The organism is Ulvibacter litoralis (assembly GCF_900102055.1).
In the GTDB taxonomy this organism is placed as follows: Bacteria; Bacteroidota; Bacteroidia; order Flavobacteriales; family Flavobacteriaceae; genus Ulvibacter; species Ulvibacter litoralis.
On record NZ_FNBA01000011.1, the window covers coordinates 1 to 23437 of the forward strand.

Sequence of the window (23437 nt, forward strand, 5' to 3'; positions counted from 1 at the left end):
AGAGCGGCCTGTTTGAGCGCATGCAAGGCACGTAGCATCGCGAGTAGCGAAAGCCTGACTTTACACAAAAACGAAGTGACTGTGTAAAGAAACGCAAAAAAAAAAATCGAAAGAAACGTAACTTCCTTTATTGTAAAACGTAGAAACTCGTAGTATCTTTGTTTCTTAAATTTTAAGATTATGATAGCGATTACCTTACCAGATGGAAGTGTAAAGCAATACGATAAAGGTGTCACAGTATTAGACGTGGCAAAAAGTATAAGTGAAGGGTTAGCACGAAATGTGATTTCAGCTTCATTTAATAAGGCTACTGTTGAAACGAGCACCACGCTTAACGAAGACGGAAGCCTAATCCTATATACATGGAACAACGACGAGGGTAAGAAAGCATTTTGGCACTCGTCTGCTCATATATTAGCACAGGCGCTGGAACAGTTGTATCCTGGCGTTAAATTAACAATAGGACCTGCTATTGACAATGGGTTTTATTACGATGTAGATTTTGGCGAACAATCGTTTACGGAGAAAGACTTGAAGCCTGTAGAAGACAAAATGATCGAGATTGCACGTGGTAAGCACGAGTTCTCTCTTCGTGAATCTTCGAAAGCGGATGCACTTGCGTATTACAAGGAACAAGGAAACGAATATAAGGTAGAACTTATTGAAGGCTTGGATGACGGAACGATTACATTTTGTGATCATGACACGTTCACGGATTTATGTCGCGGGGGTCATATTCCAAATACAGGTATTGTAAAAGCAGTAAAATTAATGAGTATTGCTGGTGCGTATTGGAGAGGTGATGAAAACAACAAACAGCTAACACGTATCTACGGAATTACATTTCCGAAGCAAAAAGAGTTAACAGAATACCTTGCTTTGGTAGAAGAAGCCAAAAAGAGAGATCATAGAAAGCTTGGTAAAGAACTTGAGCTATTTACTTTTTCTCAAAAGGTAGGACAAGGATTACCGCTTTGGTTACCAAAAGGTGCTGCTTTACGCGAGCGTTTAGAGAACTTTTTGAAGCAAGCACAAAAGAAGGCTGGTTACGAAATGGTAATCACCCCACATATTGGACAAAAGGAACTATATGTCACTTCGGGACATTATGCAAAGTATGGCGCTGATAGTTTTCAGCCGATTCACACTCCAAATGAAGGAGAAGAGTTTATGTTGAAACCGATGAACTGTCCACATCACTGTGAAATATACAACGCAAAACCTTGGTCGTATAAAGATCTTCCAAAACGTTTTGCTGAATTTGGAACTGTTTATCGTTATGAACAAAGTGGAGAACTTCATGGATTAACACGTGTTCGTGGGTTTACTCAAGATGATGCACATATTTTTTGTACTCCAGATCAGTTAGATGAAGAGTTTAAAAAAGTGATTGACTTGGTACTATATGTATTTGGTTCGTTAGGATTTGAAAACTTTACCACACAAGTTTCGCTTCGTGATCCAGAAAAACCGGAGAAGTATATTGGTTCTCTTGAAAACTGGGACAAAGCAGAGCAAGCGATTATCAATGCTGTAAAAGACAAAGGACTTGATTATGTCATGGAAACTGGCGAAGCTGCTTTCTACGGCCCTAAGTTAGACTTTATGGTAAAAGATGCTTTGGGTAGAAGCTGGCAATTAGGAACGATTCAAGTGGACTATAATTTACCTGAGCGATTTGAACTTGAATACAAAGGAAGCGATAATGAAATGCATCGTCCTGTAATGATACACCGTGCTCCCTTTGGAAGTATGGAGCGATTTGTTGCCATTTTACTGGAAAATACCGGAGGAAATTTCCCACTATGGTTAATGCCTGAGCAAGTTAGTATTTTATCATTAAGCGAAAAATATGAAAAATACGCCGAAAAAGTTTTAAATTTGCTTGAAAATGACGAAATTCGCGCCCTTGTTGACAATAGAAATGAGACAATTGGGAAGAAAATTCGGGAAGCCGAAATGAACAAAATCCCGTATATGTTGATTGTTGGAGAGCAAGAAGAAAAAGATGGCACTGTTTCTGTAAGGAAACATGGTGAAGGTGATTTAGGCACAATGTCTATTGAATCTTTTTCAGAATTGATTTCTGAAGCCGTAAAACTAGAATTGAAAGAATTTAAAAATTAACTAAAAAGATTTAGCCATAGCAATTAGAAGAAAAAGAAGTCGAGGTCCTGCAAGGATCATTAAAGAAGATCAGCACAGAATTAATAGAAAAATTCGTGCCGAAGAAGTACGTCTTGTCGGAGACAATGTCGAAGTTGGTGTTTACCCACTAAAACAAGCATTAGAGTTTGCCGAGGAACAAGAATTAGACTTAGTCGAAATTTCTCCCAATGCTACGCCTCCTGTTTGCAAAATAATAGACTATAAAAAGTTTGTTTACGAGCAGAAGAAGCGTGAAAAGGTTATGAAATCTAAAGCTACGAAAGTGATTATTAAAGAGATTAGGTTTGGTCCTAATACCGATGATCATGATTACGAGTTTAAGAGAAAACATGCTGAGAAGTTTTTGAAAGATGGCGCTAAGCTAAAAGCATATGTATTTTTTAAAGGTCGTTCTATTATCTATAAAGATCAAGGTGAAATTTTACTATTGAAATTAGCTACCGATCTTGAAGAATTAGGAAAAGTAGAGCAAATGCCTAAACTTGAAGGAAAGCGAATGATTATGTTCATTGCTCCTAAAAAGAAATAAACCGAATTAAAATATTTGTTCTTTTTTAATGAGAGAATAAACAGCGAAATAATAAATAATAAAGAAGGAAAACATGCCGAAACAAAAAACAAAATCCAGCGCCAAGAAGCGTTTTAAGCTAACAGGATCTGGTAAGATTAAAAGAAAGCATGCGTTTAAAAGTCACATCTTAACAAAGAAGTCTAAAAAACGTAAGCTTGCATTGACCCATGATACATTAGTTCATAAGGCCGATGAGAGTAATGTTAAGCAAATGCTTCGAATGATGTAATTGCCTTAACAGGTTAAAACAATTTTTATAACCCTGGAGTATGGCGCGTATTGCGAAAGTAATATTGCGAAAGTGTCAAAAAAAATAGAGACCGCCTGCTACAAAAAACAATTAAATTATGCCAAGATCAGTAAATTCAGTTGCGAAGAGAGCTAGAAGAAAAAAAGTTCTTAAGCAAGCCAAAGGATACTTTGGAAGACGTAAAAATGTATGGACTGTTGCAAAAAACGCTGTTGATAAAGCAATGTCGTATGCATACAGAGACCGTAGAAACAAAAAGAGAACATTTAGAGCATTGTGGATCACGCGTATTAACGCAGGTGCACGTCAGCATGGAATGTCTTATTCTCAGTTTATGGGAGGACTTAAAGCTAATGGAGTTGAGTTAAACCGTAAGGTTTTAGCTGATTTAGCGATGAACCATCCAGAAGCTTTTGAAGCAATCGTAAAGAAAGTAAAATAAGTCAATAAATTCTAACATATTATTTCGCTCAAAAGCCCTACTCGTAAGAGTGGGGCTTTTTTTATACCTTCTATAAAATCGTACTATTTCTAGATTATAAAAAATGCTCCAAGAATTAGTTAACTGTTATCTATTATGTCTTCTGCTTTTTCTTTTTTGCAGCAGGAAATAATACATTGTTTAAAATTAATCGGTAGCCTGGAGAATTTGGATGTAGTTCTAATTCTGTCTTAGCATCCCCTACTCGATGCTGATAATCTTCAGGATCATGCCCTCCATAAAACGTGAAGAATCCTTTTCCTTTTATACCGTGAATGTATCTTCCTTCACCATTCGATTTATTCTCGCCCATCACCAAAACATTCGATTTAATTTGGTCACGTTCGTACGAAGTGGTTTGTCCCATAAATCCTTTTACTAAAGCGGTGTGATTCTGAACCAACATACATGGAATTGGATCCCATTTTGCCGAATAATCCATTAAAGTGAAATAATCTGTTTCTTTAGGTATCTTACGTTTGGTCGTCATGTCTATTGACGAAAACTCATACACCATCGGACTTCGCTCTAAGGTGTAATCTTTAAAAGCAAAGGTTTTGCTATAATCAACCTTACTTTGATATCCCGGTTCACTCGGATCTCCATCAAACATAGGTTCACAAATATCGACACCTTCTACAGAAAGTGCAATATCAAAACTATCGGTCGCGCTACACATCGCAAACATAAATCCGCCACCAATTACATAGTCTCTAATTTTAAGCGCTACATCTCTTTTTGCTTCGGAAACTTTCGCATATCCCAGTTTGTTGGCCAATGCTTCAGCATTTTTTTTCTCTTCAATATACCATGGAGCCGATCTATACGCTCTATAAAACTTTCCGTATTGTCCTGTAAAATCTTCGTGATGCAAATGCAACCAGTCGTACAACACTAATTGATCGCTCAATACTTCTTCGTCGTAAATTACGGTGTATGGAATTTCGGCATACGTAAGTACCATAGTAACGGCATCGTCCCATGGTAAACTACCTTTTGGAGAATAAACGGCTATTCGAGGTGCTTTTTCTAAAACGACCGCTTCCATATTTTGAGAAGGACTGCTAATATCAGTGAGAATCTGTTCGGTTTTACTGTCTGAAATCACTTCAAATGAAACACCACGTATCTGACATTCCTTACGGATTGCTTCGGAATCGGGCAACAAAAAAGAACCTCCTCGGTAATTGAGAAGCCATTTTACTTTTACATTTTTCTCTAACGTCCAATAGGTAATTCCGTAGGCTTTCAAATGTTCCTTTTGGTTTTCAACATCCATCGGAATTAATATATACGAAGCCCACGCATTTACAGAAAATAGGGCTAAAAAAAGAAATGAAAGTAGTTTACTCATAGTGCTAATATAACGACAAATTTTGAGCCAAATTGGATGCTTCTTCATAAAAAAAGCCTTCAACATGCGATTTACGCATACTGAAGGCTTTTCGCTTTAGTAAAATCTAAAACGAACTTATTTTTTCACCTTTTTAAAATGGAACTTCATCGTCATCGCCAGACAAATCATTGTTCATTGAACTTCCAAATGCTTCTCCAGGAGAAGGCAAATGATCGGTTTTAAAAGTATCATCATTGGCGGCGTCGTTCATTCTAGAATGGAATTCTTCCGGAATATCGAACGTTTCTAAGTTTTCGAACTTTCCTAAATGCCCCACAAACTTCAGTCTAATTTCGTCCAAACCACCATTACGGTGTTTTGCTACGATAAATTCGGCTTGACCGGCAGTTGGTGTACGCTCCTCATCATCCCATTCGTCAATTTTGTAATATTCGGGACGGTAAATAAACGATACAATATCGGCATCTTGCTCAATCGCTCCCGATTCACGTAAATCTGACAGTAATGGACGTTTACTTCCTCCACGCGTTTCTACTGCACGTGATAGCTGAGATAAGGCAATTACTGGAATGTTTAACTCTTTCGCCAAGGCTTTCAAGTTTCGAGAAATTGTTGAAATTTCTTGTTCACGATTTCCTCCTTTTTGACTACCACCTGCCGTCATAAGTTGCAAATAATCAATCATAATCAATTTAATTCCATGTTGAGACGCTAAACGTCTTGCCTTGGCACGTAAATCGAAAATTGAAAGTGACGGAGTATCATCAATAAACAAAGGAGCTTTTTCAAGGCCTTTAACTTTTACGTTCAGTTGTTCCCATTCGTGTTTCTCTAGGTTTCCTGTTCTTAATTTTTCTGAACTCAATCCAGTTTCAGAAGAAATTAAACGTGTAATTAATTGTACCGATGCCATCTCTAGAGAGAAAAAGGCAACAGGCATATTGTGTTCTACAGCAATATTACGAGCCATCGACAAGGTAAGGGCTGTTTTACCCATACCAGGACGTGCTGCGATAATGATTAAATCGGAAGGTTGCCAACCAGAAGTAAGTTTATCTAAGCGTGCAAACCCGGATGGAATTCCAGAAAGTCCTTCTTTATTAGCAATTTCTTCAATACGTTTTTTGGCTTGTATTACAAGGTGCTGTGCTGTTTCCGAAGAACGCTTGATATTTCCTTGCGTAATATCGTATAATTTAGATTCGGCAGTATCTAGTAAGTCAAAAACATCGGTTGTTTCATCGTAGGACTCTTCTATAATTTCGTTTGAAATTTTTATCAAACTTCGTTGAATGTATTTCTGAAGAATGATACGTGCGTGAAACTCAATATGCGCCGAAGAAGATACTTTTTGGGTCAATTGAACCAAGTAAAATTCGCCTCCTGCAGCTTCCAGTTTTTGATTTCGTTTTAATTGCGATGAAACGGTTAATAAGTCGACCGGCTCACTATTTTCGAAGAGAAGATGAATGGCCTCAAATATATGTTGGTGTGACTCTTTATAGAAAACGTCGGCACTCAAAATATCGATTACCTCATCGACCCCTTTTTTATCAATCATCATTGCACCTAACACAACCTCTTCTAAATCAATAGCTTGCGGAGGTAACTTTCCTTTTTCCAAAGAAATTATTTGTCCCGTTTTAGTAGGATATGCAGTGCGAGGTTGTACTTTTTCCATGGAGCGAATGTAAATAAAATGTTAAGAGAAAAGCGAAAAATTTGATTTTCGATATTCACTGGTAGTTAACAATTTAACTGTTGAAAACTTTAATATATTGTTGATAAGGCACAAAAAAATCCAAAGTCGAAGCTCTGGATTTTTGAAAGTCGTGCTATAGTTAGAACTAGGATTTGAACACTCCCATATCTGAATATTTATCCATACGTTTTGACACCAATTCTTTTGGTGATAAGTCCTTTAATTCTGAAAATGCTTTTTCAATCGCTGCAGTTATGAACTTAAACGTTGCTTGTCGATCGCTATGTGCGCCCCCTAATGGTTCTTTTACAATACTATCTACAACCTTCAATTTTTTAGCGTCTGAAGCTGTTAATTTTAAAGCGTCAGCTGCCTGTTCTTTGTATTCCCAACTACGCCATAATATAGAGGAGCAGTTTTCAGGAGAGATAACAGAATACCATGCATTTTCTAGCATTAGTACTTGATCTCCAATACCGATTCCTAAGGCTCCACCACTGGCTCCTTCACCAATAATCACTACAATAATTGGCACTTTAAGGCGTGTCATTTCAAGGATATTTCGAGCAATTGCTTCTCCTTGTCCGCGTTCTTCTGCTTCCAATCCAGGATATGCTCCGGGGGTATCTATAAAGGTAACTACAGGCAATCCAAATTTCTCTGCAGATTTCATCAAGCGCAATGCTTTACGATATCCTTCAGGATTTGCCATTCCGAAGTTACGGTACTGGCGTGTTTTGGTATTGTATCCTTTTTGTTGTCCAATAAGCATATAGCTTTGGTCTCCAATTTTACCTAATCCACCCACCATTGCTTTATCATCTTTAAAACTACGATCTCCGTGAAGCTCTAAAAATGTGTCACCGCAAAGTGCGTTTATATAATCCATGGTATAAGGACGATCTGGATGACGAGACAACTGAACACGTTGCCAAGGAGTCAAATTTTTATAGATATCCTTTTTGGTTTCAATTAGTTTTTTTTCAATTTGCTTGCAAGTATTGGTTACATCAACATCACTATCTTCTCCAATCTGGCAGGCTTTTTCGAACTGTTCTTGCAGTTCCTTAATAGGTAATTCAAAATCAAGATATTCCATACTAACTTCTAGAAGTTTTTAATTGGCTTAGCTTACAAATATAAAATATTGTTTTTACGTATTGGGCAATCGTCTTTTTTTTCTTTCAATAGAAGTTTTAATAATCCCGTTAGCTATTACTGTTACTAGGATTATAGCGGCTCCAAAATAAAACTGCGGACTCATATTTTCTGAATCGCCTAAAATAAGCAATGCAAGTAAAATTCCGTACACAGGCTCCATATTAGTGGTAAGCATTACGGTATAAGGGCTTATCCATTTCATTACATGTACTGAAGCTATAAATGCATAGGCAGTACATACCGAAGCCAGAAGGACTAAAAACAACCAATCGTTAGTGGTAAGCTGAAAAAACGATGAGTCAAAGCTTCCACTAAAAGCTAAGTAGATTGAAATACAAACCATTCCGAAGAAAATCTCATAAAAAGAAATTACAGATGCTTTATATGACAACGCAAACTTTCCGTTAATTACAGAAAACAATGCTCCTAAAAACGAAGAGCACAATGCTAAAACAATTCCCCAGACATGTTCCGATTCTACATTAAATATCACATACAAACCAGCGACGACAATCAGACCAAAAAACACTTCGTACCAAATCACCTTTCGCTTATACAATATAGGCTCTAACAAGGATGCAAAAAGAGCTCCTGTGGACATTATTGCCAATGTAACTGAGACGTTCGACACTTTAATAGCTCCAAAAAATGCCAACCAATGCAATGCGATAACAAGTCCCGCAAAGAAAAACCCGCCCAATACTTTTTTAGGAAAGCGAAGGTTCTCCTTCTTATACACTATAAAGAGAAACATAAAGCCAGAGGCCAACAACATTCTATACCATACCAATGGAATGGCTTCAATAGAGATTAAGGCTCCAAGAACGGCTGTGAATCCCCAAATAAATACAATAAAATGTAGGTGTAGGTAATTTAGTAATTTATCGTTTTGCATTTCGTAACAGATAAATAGCGAGTATGGCAAATACAAAATTAGGGAACCAAGTTGCTACAAGCGGTGAAAAATCACTTTGCTGCGCCATTGTGCCAAATATTTTATCGAAGAAGATAAAAATCATTCCTATAGCTATTCCAATAGCGAGGTTTACTCCCATCCCTCCTCTTCTTTTCACAGAAGATACTGCTACTGCAATAATGGTTAAAATGTATGCAGAAATAGGCAAACTCCATCGTTTGTACCGCACCACTTCGTACCTATTAATATAGGATGAACCTCGTTTCTTCTCTCGTGCTATAAATTCATTTAACTCAGGAAGGTTTAAGGTTTCGGCTATATATTCTACGGGGGTGAGATCTTCCAATTCAAAACTAAAAACAGTGTCTAGTTTAGATTCATTTACGATAACATCTTCATGTTCTCCAATGGTACGCTTGGCATAATTAACAAGGGTGTACGTACTATCCTTATCGTTATAACGAATTCGTTTGGCCGACAATTTATAAGTCATTTTATTGCCTTCAAAATGCTCTAGTGTAAAATTACTTCCCGATTTTTCAGCCACATTAAAATAGCTTACATAGATATAATCATTATCATTAATCTGCCTATACACATTGCTTTGATCACGGTCTTTCTTCCCTTTTTTGAGGTATTGGTAATGAAACTCGTTAAACCCTTTACTTGCTTTGGGGGCGAGATACATTCCTAGTATAAATCCGAAAGCACACACTATGGTTGCGCCAATCATGTACGGCCGTAAAAACCGATAATAAGAAACACCACTACTTAAAAAAGCGATGACTTCTGTGTTATTTGCCAGCTTTGAAGTAAACCAAATGACCGACAAGAATAGAAATAGTGGAAATAGAAGATTTGCAAAATAGATGGTAAAGTCTAAAAAGTATTTCAGCACTTCTATAAAAGGCACTTCATTTTCTAGAATTTTATCAATTTTTTCGGCAAGGTGGACTGTAATTCCAATAGGAATAAAAAGCAATAACAGCAACCCAAAAGTCCCTAAGTATTGACGCAGTATGTATCTATCCAGAATACTCAACATACGCCTATAATCTGTTATCCATTTGTTTCACCATTGTATTTTTCCAAGACGTAAAGTCTCCTGCTAAGATATGTTTTCTAGCTTCACGAACCAACCACATATAAAAACCAAGGTTGTGTATGGTTCCTATTTGTCGCGCTAACATTTCGTTTGAAGCAAATAAGTGACGTAAATACGCTTTACTGTAAGCAGTGTCTACCCAAGTAATTCCCATTTCGTCAATTGGAGAGAAATCATCTTCCCATTTCTTATTCTTCATATTCATGGTTCCATGCGCTGTAAAGAGCATACCATTACGTCCGTTTCGAGTAGGCATCACACAATCGAACATATCAATTCCGAGTGCAATATTTTCAAGAATATTAATTGGTGTTCCCACGCCCATTAGATAACGTGGTTTATCTTCTGGAAGTATTTCCGTAACAACTTCCGTCATTGCGTACATTTCTTCAGCCGGTTCTCCTACTGATAGTCCGCCGATGGCATTTCCTTCAGCTCCTACAGAAGCAATATATTCAGCAGATTGTTTCCGAAGGTCTTTATAGGTACTTCCTTGAACAATTGGAAAAAAGGTCTGATTGTAATCGTATTTTAAAGGTGTTTTATCCAAATGATTGATACAACGATCCAACCAACGATGCGTCATGTGCATTGAACGTCTGGCATAGTTATAGTCGCAAGGATACGGAGTACATTCATCAAAAGCCATGATAATATCGGCTCCGATGGTACGCTGAATTTCCATTACATTTTCAGGAGTAAACACGTGAAAGCTTCCATCAATGTGTGATTTAAACTTAACACCCTCTTCTTTAATTTTACGATTGGACGAAAGTGAATACACTTGATACCCACCACTATCGGTTAAAATAGGGCGATCCCAATTCATAAACTTATGCAAACCACCCGCTTTTTCAAGAATTTGAGTTTTCGGACGCAGGTATAGATGATAGGTATTTCCTAAAATAATATCTGGATTTATCTCGTCGGTCAATTCTTTTTGGTGTACTCCTTTTACCGTTCCCATTGTTCCAACAGGCATAAAAATAGGAGTTTCAACTGTTCCGTGATCCAATGTCATAGTACCTGCTCTAGCCTTACTATTCACATCTTTCGCTTCTAATTTAAATTGCATTTTGTTTCTTTTCTGAAAGAGCAAAGATACTATCTCTATTACTATTTTAGGATTAAAAAGTAAAAAGTGTTTCCGAAGTAAAAAAAGGAATGACTGTAGCAAGCCCTTCTGAAAAATAGCAATCTAAAAACATGTTAACTAAAACCAATAAATCGTTAATAACTGCTATTTATTCAATTTTGCTTCCCTTCTATAATACTGTACTTTTGCAATTGAAAAATCAATCAACTAATATGTCAGATATACAAAAATTAGAAGCATTAGTGATACAAGTCCGTAGAGACATTTTACGACAAGTACACAAAGTAAATTCTGGACACCCTGGAGGATCACTAGGCTGCGCAGAGTTTTTTGTTGCGTTATACCAAGAAGTAATGGACCGAAAGGAAGAATTTTCTATGGACGGTAAAGACGAAGATCTCTTCTTTTTATCGAATGGTCACATCTCTCCAGTATTTTACAGCGTGTTAGCACGTTCAGGATATTTTCCTGTGGAAGAGCTAAACACTTTCCGTTTATTAAACTCAAGACTTCAAGGGCATCCAACAACACATGAAGGTTTGCCGGGTATTCGCATGGCTTCTGGTTCGTTAGGACAAGGAATCTCTGTAGCTATAGGGGCTGCTCAAGTTAAAAAACTTAACAACGACAACCATTTGGTATACGTTTTATGTGGTGATGGAGAATTACAAGAAGGTCAGAACTGGGAAGCAATCATGTATGCTGCTGGTAACAAAGTTGACAATCTTATTGTGAGTATCGATTTAAACGGACAACAAATTGACGGATCTACCGACACTGTATTACCTATGGGTAACATTCAAGGGAAGTTTGAAGCATTTGGTTGGGATGTTATAAATATTGAAAAAGGGAATGACCTAGAAGCCATCCTTTCAGGAATGAAAACAGCGAAAGCAAAAACTGGAAACGGAAAACCAATTTGCGTTTTATTACATACCGTAATGGGGAATGGTGTCGATTTCATGATGCATACACACGCTTGGCATGGTAAAGCTCCTAATGACGAACAATTAGAAGACGCTTTATCGCAAAATCCAGAAACCTTAGGGGACTATTAATACTGAAAAATCTAAGATGAAAAAATATACAAATACAGGAAGTAAAGATACTCGGTCAGGATTTGGTGACGGACTTACACAACTAGGACAAACAAACGAAAATGTTGTGGCCCTTTGTGCAGATTTAATCGGTTCGTTAAAAATGGACGACTTCAAAAAAAATCATCCAGAACGATTTTTCCAAGTTGGAATTGCTGAAGCAAATATGATAGGTATGGCTGCAGGAATGACTATAGGTGGTAAAATTCCATTTACAGGAACCTTCGCAAACTTTTCTACAGGAAGAGTGTACGATCAAATTCGTCAAAGTGTAGCATATAGTGGCAAAAATGTGAAAATTTGTGCTTCACACGCTGGAATCACCTTAGGAGAAGATGGCGCAACACACCAAATATTAGAAGATATTGGGTTAATGAAAATGCTTCCTGGAATGACTGTGATCAATACGTGTGATTACAATCAAACAAAAGCAGCTACCTTAGCCATTGCAGATTATGACGGTCCTGTTTATTTACGCTTCGGAAGACCAAAAGTGGCTAATTTCACTCCAGAAGATCAAACCTTCGAAATTGGAAAAGCAGTACACTTACAAGAAGGTACTGATGTTACGATCGTAGCTACGGGTCATTTAGTTTGGGAAGCTCTACTTGCTGCTGAAACATTAAACGAGCAAGGAATAAGCGCTGAAGTAATCAACATACATACAATTAAACCATTAGACGCAAAAGCAATCATAGCGAGTGCAAATAAAACAAAGTGTATTGTAACTGCTGAAGAACACAACTACTTAGGAGGTCTTGGCGAGAGTGTAGCACGTGTGTTAGCTGAAAATGCACCAACACCACAAGAGTTTGTTGCAACTAAAGACACCTTTGGAGAGTCTGGAACACCTGCACAACTAATGGAGAAATACGGTTTAAACGCCGATGCAATTGTAAAAGCTTCATTAAAAGTAATTGCTCGTAAATAATCTTTTTTGTCCCCTAGCTTTTAAATAAGTTGGAAACATAAAAAAGCCTCGCAAATTGCGAGGCTTTTTTTATTGTATTTGTAGTGAACTACCTGTTAATTATCAGGATCTAAATAGTCTGGTGTTCCGTCGCCATCAACGTCTGTAAACGTAATCGTAGTTACAGTAACTATTTGTGTTTCGTAATCTTTAATTCTAAAAGTTTCAACTTCATTTTCTCCTAGAACAGGCTCTTCATCACCAGGATTTAGGATATACTCTGTTTTTATAACTTCATTACTAGTTAGCCTTCCATCACCATCATCATCACCATCTACAAAGTTTGGTGATCCGTCTAAATCTGTATCATCGTCAAACACATCATTATCTCCATCTAAATTCTCAATACTTGAAGGCACACCATCTTCATCTTGATCTCCTGGTTGCGCTTCCATTAATTGAAAAGTGAAAATTAATTGTGAATAAAGAGGTATTCCAGAAGGTGGTGAAGCATAATATCCTAATCCCGAAGGAATAAACACTGCTCCTACTCCAAACCCTTCAAAAGCAAACGTTCCATCTCCATTTACCGTAGCGTTGCTTGAAGACTTAAATTCTACCAATGCTTCTTGAAAACCTGTAACAACTGCTGTTAAATCAAATTCAATAGGCACTACAGAGCTATCAAACACCTCAGATCTATTGTAATCCGAATCGTTATTTAGATAGGTACCTTCATATGTTACGTGAGCAATATCTGCAAAACCTGGCTGTACACCTTCTCCTTCATTCACGGTTAAGTAATACAGCTTGTACTCTACTGTATCATCTATCAAATCGGTAACATTTTTAAATGAAACTTGTTCAATTAAAGGTGTTTTTAATGCATTATCGCCAGCAATCGTATCAAACTTTATTTTATTGTCGAATCCTACAGGAGGGTTTGCAAACTCTTCATAGTTGTAAAAATGGGTATTTAAGTAGGTTTCTATTTCCTCAATAGCAGGTCCTACCTCAGCACTTCTATCACGAGGGGGTACTATATCTACTTCGTCATCTTTTTTACAAGATGAAAGTGCTAAGAAACTTAACACCAAAATAGGGGCTAAAAAATATGCTTTCTTCATTCGTCGCTTTTTGAGGGCGCAAGATACAATTTTCTCTTATTTTTGCTGAAAAGATTAACGTTGTTTTTACAGTATTAACATGAGAGTTGACAAATATTTATGGTGTGTTCGTTATTTTAAAACGCGAAGCATTGCGACACAAGCGTGTAAAAAAGGTGCTGTCCGTGTAAACGAGAGTGTTGTAAAACCTTCTAGAGATGTATATCCTGGAGACACTATTTCACTTCGGAAAAACCAAATTAACTACACTTTAAAGGTTTTAGACCTCCCTGAAAGTAGGTTAGGCGCCAAATTAGTGTCAATTTATTGCACAGACACCACTCCAAAAGAAGCTTTTGAAACCAACGAATTGCTAAAATACGCCAAAGACTATTACCGAAAGAAAGGTGTAGGAAGGCCTACCAAAAAAGACCGTAGGGACATTGACGATTTTACCGATACGGAAGAAGAATAAAAGAAATCGCTTTACTATCTTTGAAAAAACTATGATTCCAATGACGCAAACGCAGACTGTAATTCTTGATAAAAAACAAATTGCTCATAAAATTAAGCGTATTGCTTACCAAATTTATGAAACGAACGTCAATGAAGAGGTTGTAATTATTGCAGGCATTAAAGAAAATGGTTTCTTATTTGCCAAAAAACTAAAGGCCGTTGTTGAAAAAATAGCGCCTATAAAAGTACAATTGTGTGAGGTTATTATCGATAAAAAAGAACCTACCAACCCAATAACAACATCATTAAAGCCAGAAGATTACCAAAACAAATCATTGCTCCTCGTTGACGATGTACTGCATTCTGGAACGACATTAATTTACGGTGTGAAACACTTTTTAAATGTGCCTCTAAAACAATTTAAAACGGCGGTGTTAGTCGATCGTAATCACAAAAAATACCCTATAAAAGCCGATTTTAAAGGGATTTCTTTATCTACTTCTCTTAACGAAAATGTTGCCGTCATCTTTGAAAAAAACAACGACAGAGCCATTTTAGAGTAGTTTTAAAAGTATCGCTTCTACAATCCCTTCAATCGATGCGTCGTCTATATCAACTTTTAACGAAGCTTGATTGTAGTAATACGAGCGTTCAAACAAGTGCTTTCGTATAAAATCATTTAAGAGCTCTTTCGTTTCAAGATGTGAAATAAGCGGTCGTTTCTCTTTTTCTAAAAACAGTCTATCTGTTAAAACAGCTACTGAACCTTTCAGATAAACCGTTACACAGTCTTCTTCGGAAAGTAATAGCTCCATCACATTTCCATAACAAGGAGTTCCTCCACCGGTGGCTAATACTATATTTTCAGAAGAGGAAATCAGCTCTTTTAAGACAGTGTTTTCTTTCTTTCTGAAGTAAATCTCTCCTTTTTCAGAAAAAATAGTAGTTACATTCGCTCCTTCTGAAGATTCTATCGCTGTATCTAGATCTTTAAAAGTATAATTTAATCGGGTGGCTAATTGTTGTCCAATAGAAGATTTTCCACTCCCCATGTAACCAACTAAAATAATTTTCATATTTTTTTTCTTTCGTATTCCCTCATTCCCAAAGGGTTTGATTTTTTTTTCAAATTTAATGCAAATTTCCTTGGAAAGTAAAATATAAACATAGTATATTTGCACCCGCTTACAGCAACAAACTATTATAGTTTTTTAAATGGAAGCAATGACCTGATAGCTCAGTTGGTAGAGCACCTCCCTTTTAAGGAGGTGGTCCTGGGTTCGAGCCCCAGTCAGGTCACAAAAAAAGTTAAACCAATTGGTTTAACTTTTTTTTTACCCGAAACTTTCTTATTAGTTTTGAGTAGTAAGTATCCACCCGGGTGCTGGAATTGGTAGACAGGCATGGTTGAGGGCCATGTGTTCGTAAGGGCGTGTGGGTTCAAGTCCCATTCCGGGTACAATTTTCATGAAAACTAAATCCCTCACACTCCGCAATTTCCTACAAAATTTAGCTTTTTATCCTATATAAGTTATTTTGTCTCTTTCTTTTTATTACCTTGAACACTATTCTTTTTAGTAGCAATTATTATGAATGTCAAAACACAATTCAGTATCAAGGACCTGGAACACCTTAGTGGCATTAAAGCACACACCATTCGGATCTGGGAAAAAAGATACAACCTTCTTACTCCACAAAGAACAGATACAAACATTAGACACTATGATATTGACAATCTAAAACGATTGCTAAATGTTACTTTTTTATACAACGAAGGACATAAAATTTCTAAAATTGCCAATTTATCGGAAGCTGATATTCAAGAGCTGGTAGAATCAATTGCTATTAATCAACAAGACGAAATTGCCATTAAAGACTTTAAATCGGCAATGTTCGATTTTGACGAAGCGCTATTTCAAAAAACATACAACACCCTTCTAGCTACCAAAACCTTTCGACATGTCTTTTTTAATGTCTTTATCCCACTTTTAAACGAAATAGGAATTCTATGGCAAACGAGTACCATAGACCCTTGTCACGAAAGTTTTATTTCAGAATTGCTAAAAAGAAAGCTTATAGTAGCTATCGAACAAGAGGAACAGGTTATAGAAAACTCCAACGACCCCCTCTTCGTTCTCTTCTTGCCGTATAATGAAATCCACGAAATGGGATTGCTGTACTCAAATTACGAACTTAAAGCCGCTGGGTATAAAACACTGTATTTTGGAGCCAACACTCCCTTAGAAAGCCTTAAAACAATTCAAAATTCAAATAAAGAGGTAATTTTCGTTACTTACATCACCATTCAACCAGAAGGAAAAGACATCCTTGACTACCTTCATGAATTTCAAGAAACCACTTGCAATAATACATCAGCTACACTTTGGCTACAAGGCGCTAAACCGCAGAAAATCAAAGCTTCCCAAGTTCCCCCAAACACACATATTATTAAAAATCTCCAAGATTTTATAACTAAATTAGAAGGGTTGAGAACGAAATAATAAAATTTATTATTTTTTTGTTTAATTTTTTTATACTTTTATTAAACAAAATGAAAAAAGAAATCGCCATTATAGGTTCGGGATTTTCTTCGTTAGCAGCAGCTTGCTACTTAGCAAAAGAAGGGAACCATGTAACCATTTACGAAAAGAACGCCGCTATTGGCGGACGTGCCCGTCAACTAAAAACCCAAGGGTTTACTTTTGATATGGGCCCAACATGGTATTGGATGCCCGATGTTTTTGAACGCTTTTTTGCAGATTTTTCGAAAAAACCTTCCGATTATTACGAACTTATAAAGTTGAATCCTGCGTATCGCGTGTATTTTGGAGACAATGATTCTATAAGCATTGAAGACACTTTAGAAAAAATTAAAATCGCTTTTGAAAAGGAAGAAAAAGGAGCTTCCAAAAAGCTTCAAAAGTTTATAAATCAGGCGCAAGACAATTACAATATTGCCATCAAGGATTTGGTGTATCGTCCTGGTGTTTCCATATTAGAATTGGTGACTCCTGCCACGGCAAAAAAAATTGGACAGTTTTTTAGCACCATTCAGAAGGAAGTTCGGAAAGAGTTTAACAACCCGAGATTAATTGCCATTTTAGAGTTTCCCGTATTGTTTTTAGGCGCAAAGCCTTCTAACACACCTGCGTTTTATAGTTTTATGAATTATGCCGATTTTGGCTTGGGAACCTTTCATCCAAAAAATGGAATGTTTAGCGTCATTAAAGGAATGCAACTCCTAGCCGAATCGTTAGGTGTTACCATTAAAACCTATCAAAACGTGACCGAAATTAAGGTCACCGACAAAAAAGCTTCAGCCATTGTTGTAAACGATCAAACCATTAAAGTGGATGTTGTGGTAAGTGGAGCCGATTATCATCATACCGAAACACTATTGCCGTCAAATTTCAGACAATACTCTGAAGCGTATTGGGACAAAAAAACCTTTGCTCCCTCTTCGCTCCTATTCTACGTAGGTTTCAGCAAAAAAGTAGAACAGGTAGATCATCATACGCTCTTTTTCGATGTCGATTTCAAAAAACATTCCGAAGAAATTTACGACACGCCAAAATGGCCTACCGAACCCTTATTTTATGCTAGCTTCCCTTCCAAAACCGACGACACCGTTGCGCCAGAAGGCAAAGAAGCGGGTATCTTTTTAATTCCATTAGCCCCTGGACTTACAGATACACAGGAGATTAGAGAAGACTATTTTAACAAAATAATGGAACGTTTTGAGAAACGAACCAACCAAGACATCAAAAAATACGTTATATTTAAGGAGTCTTTTTGTATTAACGACTTTATAAGCGATTACAACTCCTACAAAGGAAACGCCTACGGATTAGCAAATACCTTATTACAAACAGCTTTTTTACGCCCTAAACTTAAAAGTAAAAAAGTTCAGAATTTATTTTTCACCGGACAGCTAACAGTACCCGGACCTGGCGTACCTCCTGCCCTAATTTCAGGAAAATTAACCGCCGCATTGGTACAAAAAGAAAACAACGCATAAATGAAAGAAACCTTCGACATCCTATCTAGATCTTGTAGTAAAGCTACTACAATGGCGTACAGTACTTCGTTTTCGCTTGCTTGCAAAATGTTGGCACCTTCGATACGTCAAGATATTTACAATATTTATGGTTTTGTTCGTTTGGCAGACGAGATCGTAGATTCCTTTCATGGCTATAACCGAGAGAAGCTTTTTGTACGATTTGAACAGGATCTTGAAAATGCTTTAACTGAAAAAATAAGTCTGAACCCAATTTTAAACGCCTTTCAACACACAGTTTTTTCCTACGGAATTGAAGAAAGTTTGATCAATTCGTTTATGGACAGTATGCGTTTGGATCTTACCAAACAAACCTACACTACAGAAGCGGAGCTGAAAGGATACATTTACGGATCGGCAGATGTCGTGGGATTAATGTGTTTACGCGTTTTTGTAAAAGGAGACACTGAAAAATTTGAATTGCTGAAAGAGTCGGCAATGCATTTAGGATCGGCGTTTCAGAAAGTGAATTTTCTACGTGATTTAAAAGCCGATTACGAAGGATTGAACCGAAGCTATTTTCCGAATACGAATTTGGACTCTTTAGATGAAGCTTCAAAAGATTTGATTATTTCTGAAATTGAAGAAGATTTCAGAAAAGGATATCAAGGTATTTTACAACTTCCTCCTGAAGCAAAATTAGGAGTGTTTGTTGCGTATCGATATTACAAACGACTTCTAAAGAAGCTACAGAAAACACCTGCTTCCGCCATAAAAAACACCCGTATTAGAGTGCCAAATTACGAAAAGCTAGGCCTTTTAACCCGAAGTTATGTGAAGTACCAATTGAAAATGGTACGGTAAAAATTGATTATTTTAGCTATTGAATATTGAAACGATTATGACGACCCTACTTTGGATTTTAATTTTTGTAACTACTTTTAGCATCATGGAATTTATGGCGTGGTTTACCCATAAATATGTGATGCACGGTTTTTTATGGCATCTCCATAAAGACCACCATCATAAAGACCACGGAAGTTGGTGGGAACGCAACGATTTCTTTTTTCTATTTTATGCCGCCGTTAGCATTGGCTGCTTTATAGGTTGGAGTTATTATGGTTTTTGGGCGGGATTGCCCATCGGACTGGGTATTTTTGCCTACGGACTTGCCTATTTCTTTGTACACGATATTTTTATACACCAACGCTTTAAACTCTTCCGAAATGCCAATAACTGGTACGCAAAAGGAATTCGGAGGGCTCATAAAATGCACCACAAACATTTAGGCAAAGACAAAGGAGAATGCTTCGGAATGTTAGTGCCGCCCTTAAAATATTTTAAAAAATAGCGAATGGAGTATTTGTATTTGTGGCTTGATCTTGGCTCGCTGAGTATTCCGTTTTTAGTTAGTTTTCATCCCAAACTTCAGTTTCACAAAAAATGGCGCTCGTTATTTCCTGCCATTGCTATTATGATGGCTTTTTTTATTCCGTGGGATAGTGCCTTCACACAAAACGGTTTTTGGGGATTTAACGAAACTTACGTAACAGGCTACAAAATTTTCAGTTTACCGATTGAAGAATGGTTATTTTTTATCTGTATTCCCTACGCCTGTTTGTTTACGCATTATTCGGTAGCGTATCTCTTTCCGAAGATCCCCTTTTCAGAAAAAACAACAAATATTATATACACACTACTTATGACGCTGCTTTTAGGAGGCCTCATATACAATTACGATCGTTGGTATCCGTTAGTAAACTTTAGCTATGCAATCCTTTTACTAGGGTTTGTTTACAACTACAAACGACCGCTCTTAGCACAATTTTTACCCACATTTATCATTATTTTAATTCCTTTTCTTCTTATTAACGGAATACTTACCGGAACAGGAATTGATGACGAGGTGGTGTGGTATCTCTCTTCGGAAACAATGAACATTCGCATTCTAACGATTCCTATTGAAGATAGTATCTACGCATTAAGCATGCTTCTTACAGTATTCGTTCTTACTGAATACTTTGAAAATAGGTTTCAGAAAAGCGGTCTTTTAGAAAAAAATCACTAGTTTTGATACAGTAGCTATCGAGCTACACCTCTGCAGCAACTCCCTCCACAAACTAAAACGTCATTTGGCAATTTACTTGCTTGACATTACGCATGGAGATACTTTTAGAGCCCGTTACACATCGAAATAAAGAATGTATTGCTGTTAGGTTTCAATATAATACCAAAATTAAAGAGTATCTATCAGAGTTCCCAGGTGTGTATTGGAGTAAAACGATTAAATCCTTTTACATTATATACAGTCCGAGAGCCTTAGACTTCCTTCTTACCTATTTAAAAGAAGGAAACTATACCGTAAATGATAGTGCCTATACAAGAACAAAAAAGAATTTTAAGACACCCCATAACACTAGAAAAGATCGGAAACTTCCAGAAAAACCGATAGTAACTCCTAAAAAAGTAGTCAATGTTCTTCCTGATTTTACTTCGGAAAAGAAAGTGATATTTCAACAATACATTCAGTACCTGAACGGAAAACGCTACAGCAAAAGTACGATTCAGGTGTATGGAGGTTTTGTTTCTGAATTTTTGCGTTTCACCAGAACAAAGAAAGTTTCTACACTCACTGAAGAAGACGTCCGATTGTATATTGAATGGGCGGTTCGCACCAAGAAGTATTCGATAAGCACCCATAGACAATTGGTAAGCGGACTGAAGCATTTTGCTGTTTTTTTTCCTGAATGCAACATAGATGAAGAGAAATTGGTACGTCCAAACAAAAGCAAATTATTGCCAACGGTATTAAGTCAGGAAGAAGCCATCGATTTATTGCGCGTTACCAAAAACTTAAAACACCGAACCGTATTGGCATTACTATATTCGGCAGGTTTACGTATTGGTGAGTTATTAGATTTAAAGCTCAACTCTTTCGATTTGGACCGACGACAGATTTTTATTCGCAATGGAAAGGGGCGTAAAGATCGTGTTGTTTTATTGGCAGAAAGCTTTATACCGTTATTTAAAAACTATTTTATGACGTACCAACCCAAGGTTTATTTTGTAGAGAATCCTTCTGGCGGAAAATATAGTTCGGGCAGTATTCGGAAGTTTTTAAACAAAAGTTGTAGATTGGCTCGTATAAAGAAATACGTAACACCACATACATTGCGGCACAGTTACGCGACGCATTTATTAGAAAACGGCACCGATTTGCGCTACATTCAAGCACTGTTAGGGCACAGTAAACCTGAAACCACGATGATATACACCCATGTAGCGAAAAAGGATTTAATGGCGATTAAAAGTCCATTAGACAGTGCCTTACTCGCCATTGCCAATCAAGATAAATCGCACCAAAAACTCTTTTTATCCGATAATATTTAAGGGATATGATTACCTTTATGCTTAGTATAACAAGTTGTACCCAATTTGAGAAATGCAGAAAACAGATGAATATATAGCGAAAAGATTAAAGTGGAAAGCTGGGAAATACAGTCTTCCAACCCAACATTCGTTCTTATTCGAAAGTTTGCCGACTGAAAACCAAAAATTTTACTCGGAATTATTTAAATCTCAAAATATTGGAATTCCTGTTTTAGTTTTCACTCAACCGAAAAATGACAAATGGACTGTTTTTGGAACTCGGAAAATAGTTTGGGGAGAATATGACAAATTTGAAAGTCTGCTGATAAATGATATTAAAGAAATGCGACCTCAATCGTTAGTTGAAATTAGCGAAACTGGAAAAGCAACAAAAGAACAAGTAAAAAAAACTGAATGGGATGAACTGACAATCACTAATCTGAACTCTGAACAGTTCGTTATTCCTGCCTTTAAAGGTTCTGACTTTTTTGCGATGTGGAATATTTTACTAATGAATGTACAATTGAATCGGAAATAAAAACTGGGTACAACACCGTGTATAATTAATTGCTTTTTACGTGCTTACTTACGAAAATTCCTGCGGAATTTTCTCGCATTCGTTTTTGTTTACTAAATTAGTTGCTGAAACACGCAACTAACCATACACAAACACGTTAGGCACAAGCTGAAAAAAACCAATGGAAAAGCAAGAAGTTAAAATATGGGTTTATGATAAAAGAGAGAAGTCTACAACTACTTTCTATGTAGAGCAGTTATCTGAAAATAAATTTAGAATGACAGACAATGACCTTTTTAATTGTCGTTTAACAAAGGGAACTGAATTTGAAACGAGAATCAATAATGACGGACATCACGAAATCATTAAAATTATCAAAGAATCTGATTTTATTACAAGACGCTTTTTCTTATCACCTCAATACAAAGAATCTGACTATAGGGTTTTAGGAGACGAATTAATGAACCGTGGCGGATTTTGGCAAGTTGACTTTGGCGGAATAGCGACTGTGAACATACCGAAAAACTTTGAATTTGATGTTGACCAAGTTATGAAAGAATTAGACCTAAACTTGACTGAAATAATCGATTGATGAAAAAAATATCTGAACAGCATTTTGACCGAATGGAAATGATGTGTAGAAAATTTGAGTCAAACTCAAAAAAAGACAAGCTGTTCCTATCAGAATACGAAATTTCTAAAGAGATTAATGAAATGATTAAATTAATTGAGAAACCATCTCTATCTGATTTTGAAAAAATTGAGGAATTAATAAAAAGCATAAATAAAACTGAACATTATAATGGCTCACAATGGTATGATTATAAAATTCATCTGAATGCTTTACTTGGAGAAAACGGATTCAAATCAAGCATAATCTGAAAAAAGCCAGATGCCTAACAACGTATAAAAACAATAGGGCAATTTGTTACTAAACCCAATGTTCACAGTACTTTTCGAGGTCGCCAAATTTTTAAATTTGGCTTATTGAGAAAAAAGATAATAAGTAAAATTTAAAAATTCGGCTTGTGTTCAACCGAATGGTTCGTGCGTTTTTTCCGCCCTACTGTTCTTATACAAGACCGTTGTAAAACATTAAAATCGAACTAAACTATGAACTATTTTCTTTTCGGAGGAGCAAGAGATACAGGGAAATCGAAATCTGTATATAATATTG

The 23437-nt window shown here is 36.6% G+C and carries 25 protein-coding genes and 2 tRNA genes; 19 read left to right on the top strand and 8 right to left on the bottom strand.

What is annotated here, in order from left to right; all coding sequences use genetic code 11:
• The first annotated feature begins 180 nt into the window (after nt 1-180).
• The 4 genes from thrS (at nt 181) to rplT (ending at nt 3432) form a co-directional block, all read left to right on the top strand.
• Entirely contained in the window at nt 181-2127 is a 1947-nt protein-coding gene (gene thrS, locus BLQ00_RS16445; RefSeq protein WP_093145413.1) for a threonine--tRNA ligase, read from the top strand.
• Between the two features lie 58 nt (nt 2128-2185).
• Nucleotides 2186-2698, top strand: a complete 513-nt coding sequence (gene infC / locus BLQ00_RS16450; protein ID WP_262891390.1) for a translation initiation factor IF-3 — start codon at nt 2186-2188, stop codon at nt 2696-2698.
• Nucleotides 2699-2771: 73 nt separating this feature from the next.
• Nucleotides 2772-2969: a 50S ribosomal protein L35 gene (rpmI, locus tag BLQ00_RS16455; protein WP_093145415.1), complete on the top strand. Its 198-nt coding sequence runs from the start codon at nt 2772-2774 to the stop codon at nt 2967-2969.
• A gap of 118 nt (nt 2970-3087) precedes the next feature.
• Nucleotides 3088-3432, top strand: a complete 345-nt coding sequence (rplT, locus tag BLQ00_RS16460; protein WP_093145416.1) for a 50S ribosomal protein L20 — start codon at nt 3088-3090, stop codon at nt 3430-3432.
• Nucleotides 3433-3565: 133 nt separating this feature from the next.
• Here the strand turns inward: rplT and BLQ00_RS16465 are convergent, their stop codons facing one another.
• The 6 genes from BLQ00_RS16465 to tgt all read right to left on the bottom strand — a co-directional run bounded on the left by BLQ00_RS16465 (nt 3566) and on the right by tgt (nt 10787).
• Entirely contained in the window at nt 3566-4825 is a 1260-nt protein-coding gene (locus BLQ00_RS16465) for an asparagine synthetase B (RefSeq protein WP_175445483.1), read from the bottom strand.
• Nucleotides 4826-4958: 133 nt separating this feature from the next.
• Entirely contained in the window at nt 4959-6509 is a 1551-nt protein-coding gene (gene dnaB, locus BLQ00_RS16470) for a replicative DNA helicase (RefSeq protein WP_093145417.1), read from the bottom strand.
• Between the two features lie 166 nt (nt 6510-6675).
• On the bottom strand, nt 6676-7629 hold the full coding sequence (locus tag BLQ00_RS16475; protein WP_093145418.1) for an acetyl-CoA carboxylase carboxyltransferase subunit alpha: 954 nt from the start codon (nt 7627-7629) through the stop codon (nt 6676-6678).
• 54 nt (nt 7630-7683) lie between these two features.
• Nucleotides 7684-8586 carry a DMT family transporter gene (locus BLQ00_RS16480; RefSeq protein ID WP_093145419.1) on the bottom strand — a complete coding sequence of 301 codons (903 nt, stop codon included), beginning with the start codon at nt 8584-8586 and terminating at the stop codon, nt 7684-7686.
• Nucleotides 8573-9652 carry an LptF/LptG family permease gene (locus tag BLQ00_RS16485; protein ID WP_093145420.1) on the bottom strand — a complete coding sequence of 360 codons (1080 nt, stop codon included), beginning with the start codon at nt 9650-9652 and terminating at the stop codon, nt 8573-8575. The genes BLQ00_RS16480 and BLQ00_RS16485 overlap by 14 nt, the downstream gene beginning before the upstream one ends.
• Before the next feature lie 4 nt (nt 9653-9656).
• Nucleotides 9657-10787, bottom strand: a complete 1131-nt coding sequence (gene tgt / locus BLQ00_RS16490) for a tRNA guanosine(34) transglycosylase Tgt (RefSeq protein ID WP_093145421.1) — start codon at nt 10785-10787, stop codon at nt 9657-9659.
• Nucleotides 10788-11020: 233 nt separating this feature from the next.
• Here tgt and BLQ00_RS16495 point away from each other — a divergent pair, with 233 nt between their 5' ends.
• Nucleotides 11021-11866, top strand: coding sequence for a transketolase (locus tag BLQ00_RS16495; protein WP_093145422.1), 846 nt, complete (start codon nt 11021-11023; stop codon nt 11864-11866).
• Between the two features lie 16 nt (nt 11867-11882).
• Nucleotides 11883-12836, top strand: a complete 954-nt coding sequence (locus BLQ00_RS16500) for a transketolase family protein (RefSeq protein ID WP_093145423.1) — start codon at nt 11883-11885, stop codon at nt 12834-12836.
• Between the two features lie 95 nt (nt 12837-12931).
• On the opposite strand, the gene BLQ00_RS16505 is transcribed toward BLQ00_RS16500, so the two are convergent.
• Complete coding sequence (locus BLQ00_RS16505) at nt 12932-13942, bottom strand: FKBP-type peptidyl-prolyl cis-trans isomerase (RefSeq protein WP_093145424.1); 1011 nt, start codon at nt 13940-13942, stop codon at nt 12932-12934.
• A gap of 79 nt (nt 13943-14021) precedes the next feature.
• Here BLQ00_RS16505 and BLQ00_RS16510 point away from each other — a divergent pair, with 79 nt between their 5' ends.
• Nucleotides 14022-14396 carry an RNA-binding S4 domain-containing protein gene (locus tag BLQ00_RS16510; RefSeq protein ID WP_093145425.1) on the top strand — a complete coding sequence of 125 codons (375 nt, stop codon included), beginning with the start codon at nt 14022-14024 and terminating at the stop codon, nt 14394-14396.
• Between the two features lie 40 nt (nt 14397-14436).
• Complete coding sequence (locus BLQ00_RS16515) at nt 14437-14940, top strand: phosphoribosyltransferase family protein (RefSeq protein ID WP_093145436.1); 504 nt, start codon at nt 14437-14439, stop codon at nt 14938-14940.
• Here the strand turns inward: BLQ00_RS16515 and BLQ00_RS16520 are convergent.
• Complete coding sequence (locus tag BLQ00_RS16520; RefSeq protein WP_093145437.1) at nt 14932-15453, bottom strand: shikimate kinase; 522 nt, start codon at nt 15451-15453, stop codon at nt 14932-14934. The two genes, BLQ00_RS16515 and BLQ00_RS16520, sit on opposite strands and share 9 nt — an antisense overlap.
• A 150-nt stretch (nt 15454-15603) precedes the next feature.
• Between BLQ00_RS16520 and BLQ00_RS16525 the strand changes: the two genes are divergently transcribed.
• The 11 genes from BLQ00_RS16525 to BLQ00_RS16575 all read left to right on the top strand — a co-directional run bounded on the left by BLQ00_RS16525 (nt 15604) and on the right by BLQ00_RS16575 (nt 23142).
• Nucleotides 15604-15676, top strand: a tRNA-Lys gene (locus BLQ00_RS16525).
• A 76-nt stretch (nt 15677-15752) separates the two neighbouring features.
• A tRNA-Leu gene (locus tag BLQ00_RS16530) sits at nt 15753-15836 on the top strand.
• Between the two features lie 130 nt (nt 15837-15966).
• Entirely contained in the window at nt 15967-16878 is a 912-nt protein-coding gene (locus BLQ00_RS16535; protein ID WP_093145426.1) for a MerR family transcriptional regulator, read from the top strand.
• Between the two features lie 50 nt (nt 16879-16928).
• On the top strand, nt 16929-18395 hold the full coding sequence (locus tag BLQ00_RS16540; RefSeq protein ID WP_093145427.1) for a phytoene desaturase family protein: 1467 nt from the start codon (nt 16929-16931) through the stop codon (nt 18393-18395).
• A complete protein-coding gene (locus BLQ00_RS16545; RefSeq protein WP_093145428.1) occupies nt 18396-19238 on the top strand; it encodes a phytoene/squalene synthase family protein in 843 nt (280 codons plus the stop codon).
• Nucleotides 19239-19275: 37 nt separating this feature from the next.
• Nucleotides 19276-19725 (top strand): sterol desaturase family protein, encoded by a 450-nt coding sequence (locus BLQ00_RS16550; RefSeq protein ID WP_093145429.1) that lies wholly within the window; start codon nt 19276-19278, stop codon nt 19723-19725.
• A gap of 3 nt (nt 19726-19728) precedes the next feature.
• Nucleotides 19729-20442, top strand: a complete 714-nt coding sequence (locus BLQ00_RS16555) for a lycopene cyclase domain-containing protein (RefSeq protein ID WP_093145430.1) — start codon at nt 19729-19731, stop codon at nt 20440-20442.
• 92 nt (nt 20443-20534) lie between these two features.
• Nucleotides 20535-21764 (top strand): tyrosine-type recombinase/integrase, encoded by a 1230-nt coding sequence (locus tag BLQ00_RS16560; protein WP_093145431.1) that lies wholly within the window; start codon nt 20535-20537, stop codon nt 21762-21764.
• 52 nt (nt 21765-21816) lie between these two features.
• A complete protein-coding gene (locus tag BLQ00_RS16565; RefSeq protein WP_093145432.1) occupies nt 21817-22281 on the top strand; it encodes a hypothetical protein in 465 nt (154 codons plus the stop codon).
• Between the two features lie 160 nt (nt 22282-22441).
• Nucleotides 22442-22852: a hypothetical protein gene (locus BLQ00_RS16570; RefSeq protein ID WP_093145433.1), complete on the top strand. Its 411-nt coding sequence runs from the start codon at nt 22442-22444 to the stop codon at nt 22850-22852.
• Nucleotides 22852-23142, top strand: a complete 291-nt coding sequence (locus BLQ00_RS16575; protein ID WP_093145434.1) for a hypothetical protein — start codon at nt 22852-22854, stop codon at nt 23140-23142. Before BLQ00_RS16570 ends, BLQ00_RS16575 begins: the two co-directional genes overlap by 1 nt.
• The last annotated feature ends 295 nt before the right edge of the window (nt 23143-23437 follow it).

Excerpts from the sequence above, each read along its gene's own strand:
- thrS (WP_093145413.1), top strand. The coding sequence starts at position 181 with ATGATAGCGATTACCTTACCAGATGGAAGTGTAAAGCAATACGATAAA.
- rpmI (WP_093145415.1), top strand. The coding sequence starts at position 2,772 with ATGCCGAAACAAAAAACAAAATCCAGCGCCAAGAAGCGTTTTAAGCTA.
- rplT (WP_093145416.1), top strand. The coding sequence starts at position 3,088 with ATGCCAAGATCAGTAAATTCAGTTGCGAAGAGAGCTAGAAGAAAAAAA.
- BLQ00_RS16465 (WP_175445483.1), bottom strand. The coding sequence starts at position 4,825 with ATGAGTAAACTACTTTCATTTCTTTTTTTAGCCCTATTTTCTGTAAAT.
- dnaB (WP_093145417.1), bottom strand. The coding sequence starts at position 6,509 with ATGGAAAAAGTACAACCTCGCACTGCATATCCTACTAAAACGGGACAA.
- BLQ00_RS16475 (WP_093145418.1), bottom strand. The coding sequence starts at position 7,629 with ATGGAATATCTTGATTTTGAATTACCTATTAAGGAACTGCAAGAACAG.
- BLQ00_RS16480 (WP_093145419.1), bottom strand. The coding sequence starts at position 8,586 with ATGCAAAACGATAAATTACTAAATTACCTACACCTACATTTTATTGTA.
- BLQ00_RS16485 (WP_093145420.1), bottom strand. The coding sequence starts at position 9,652 with ATGTTGAGTATTCTGGATAGATACATACTGCGTCAATACTTAGGGACT.
- tgt (WP_093145421.1), bottom strand. The coding sequence starts at position 10,787 with ATGCAATTTAAATTAGAAGCGAAAGATGTGAATAGTAAGGCTAGAGCA.
- BLQ00_RS16495 (WP_093145422.1), top strand. The coding sequence starts at position 11,021 with ATGTCAGATATACAAAAATTAGAAGCATTAGTGATACAAGTCCGTAGA.
- BLQ00_RS16500 (WP_093145423.1), top strand. The coding sequence starts at position 11,883 with ATGAAAAAATATACAAATACAGGAAGTAAAGATACTCGGTCAGGATTT.
- BLQ00_RS16505 (WP_093145424.1), bottom strand. The coding sequence starts at position 13,942 with ATGAAGAAAGCATATTTTTTAGCCCCTATTTTGGTGTTAAGTTTCTTA.
- BLQ00_RS16510 (WP_093145425.1), top strand. The coding sequence starts at position 14,022 with ATGAGAGTTGACAAATATTTATGGTGTGTTCGTTATTTTAAAACGCGA.
- BLQ00_RS16515 (WP_093145436.1), top strand. The coding sequence starts at position 14,437 with ATGACGCAAACGCAGACTGTAATTCTTGATAAAAAACAAATTGCTCAT.
- BLQ00_RS16520 (WP_093145437.1), bottom strand. The coding sequence starts at position 15,453 with ATGAAAATTATTTTAGTTGGTTACATGGGGAGTGGAAAATCTTCTATT.
- BLQ00_RS16535 (WP_093145426.1), top strand. The coding sequence starts at position 15,967 with ATGAATGTCAAAACACAATTCAGTATCAAGGACCTGGAACACCTTAGT.
- BLQ00_RS16540 (WP_093145427.1), top strand. The coding sequence starts at position 16,929 with ATGAAAAAAGAAATCGCCATTATAGGTTCGGGATTTTCTTCGTTAGCA.
- BLQ00_RS16545 (WP_093145428.1), top strand. The coding sequence starts at position 18,396 with ATGAAAGAAACCTTCGACATCCTATCTAGATCTTGTAGTAAAGCTACT.
- BLQ00_RS16550 (WP_093145429.1), top strand. The coding sequence starts at position 19,276 with ATGACGACCCTACTTTGGATTTTAATTTTTGTAACTACTTTTAGCATC.
- BLQ00_RS16555 (WP_093145430.1), top strand. The coding sequence starts at position 19,729 with ATGGAGTATTTGTATTTGTGGCTTGATCTTGGCTCGCTGAGTATTCCG.
- BLQ00_RS16560 (WP_093145431.1), top strand. The coding sequence starts at position 20,535 with ATGGAGATACTTTTAGAGCCCGTTACACATCGAAATAAAGAATGTATT.
- BLQ00_RS16565 (WP_093145432.1), top strand. The coding sequence starts at position 21,817 with ATGCAGAAAACAGATGAATATATAGCGAAAAGATTAAAGTGGAAAGCT.
- BLQ00_RS16570 (WP_093145433.1), top strand. The coding sequence starts at position 22,442 with ATGGAAAAGCAAGAAGTTAAAATATGGGTTTATGATAAAAGAGAGAAG.
- BLQ00_RS16575 (WP_093145434.1), top strand. The coding sequence starts at position 22,852 with ATGAAAAAAATATCTGAACAGCATTTTGACCGAATGGAAATGATGTGT.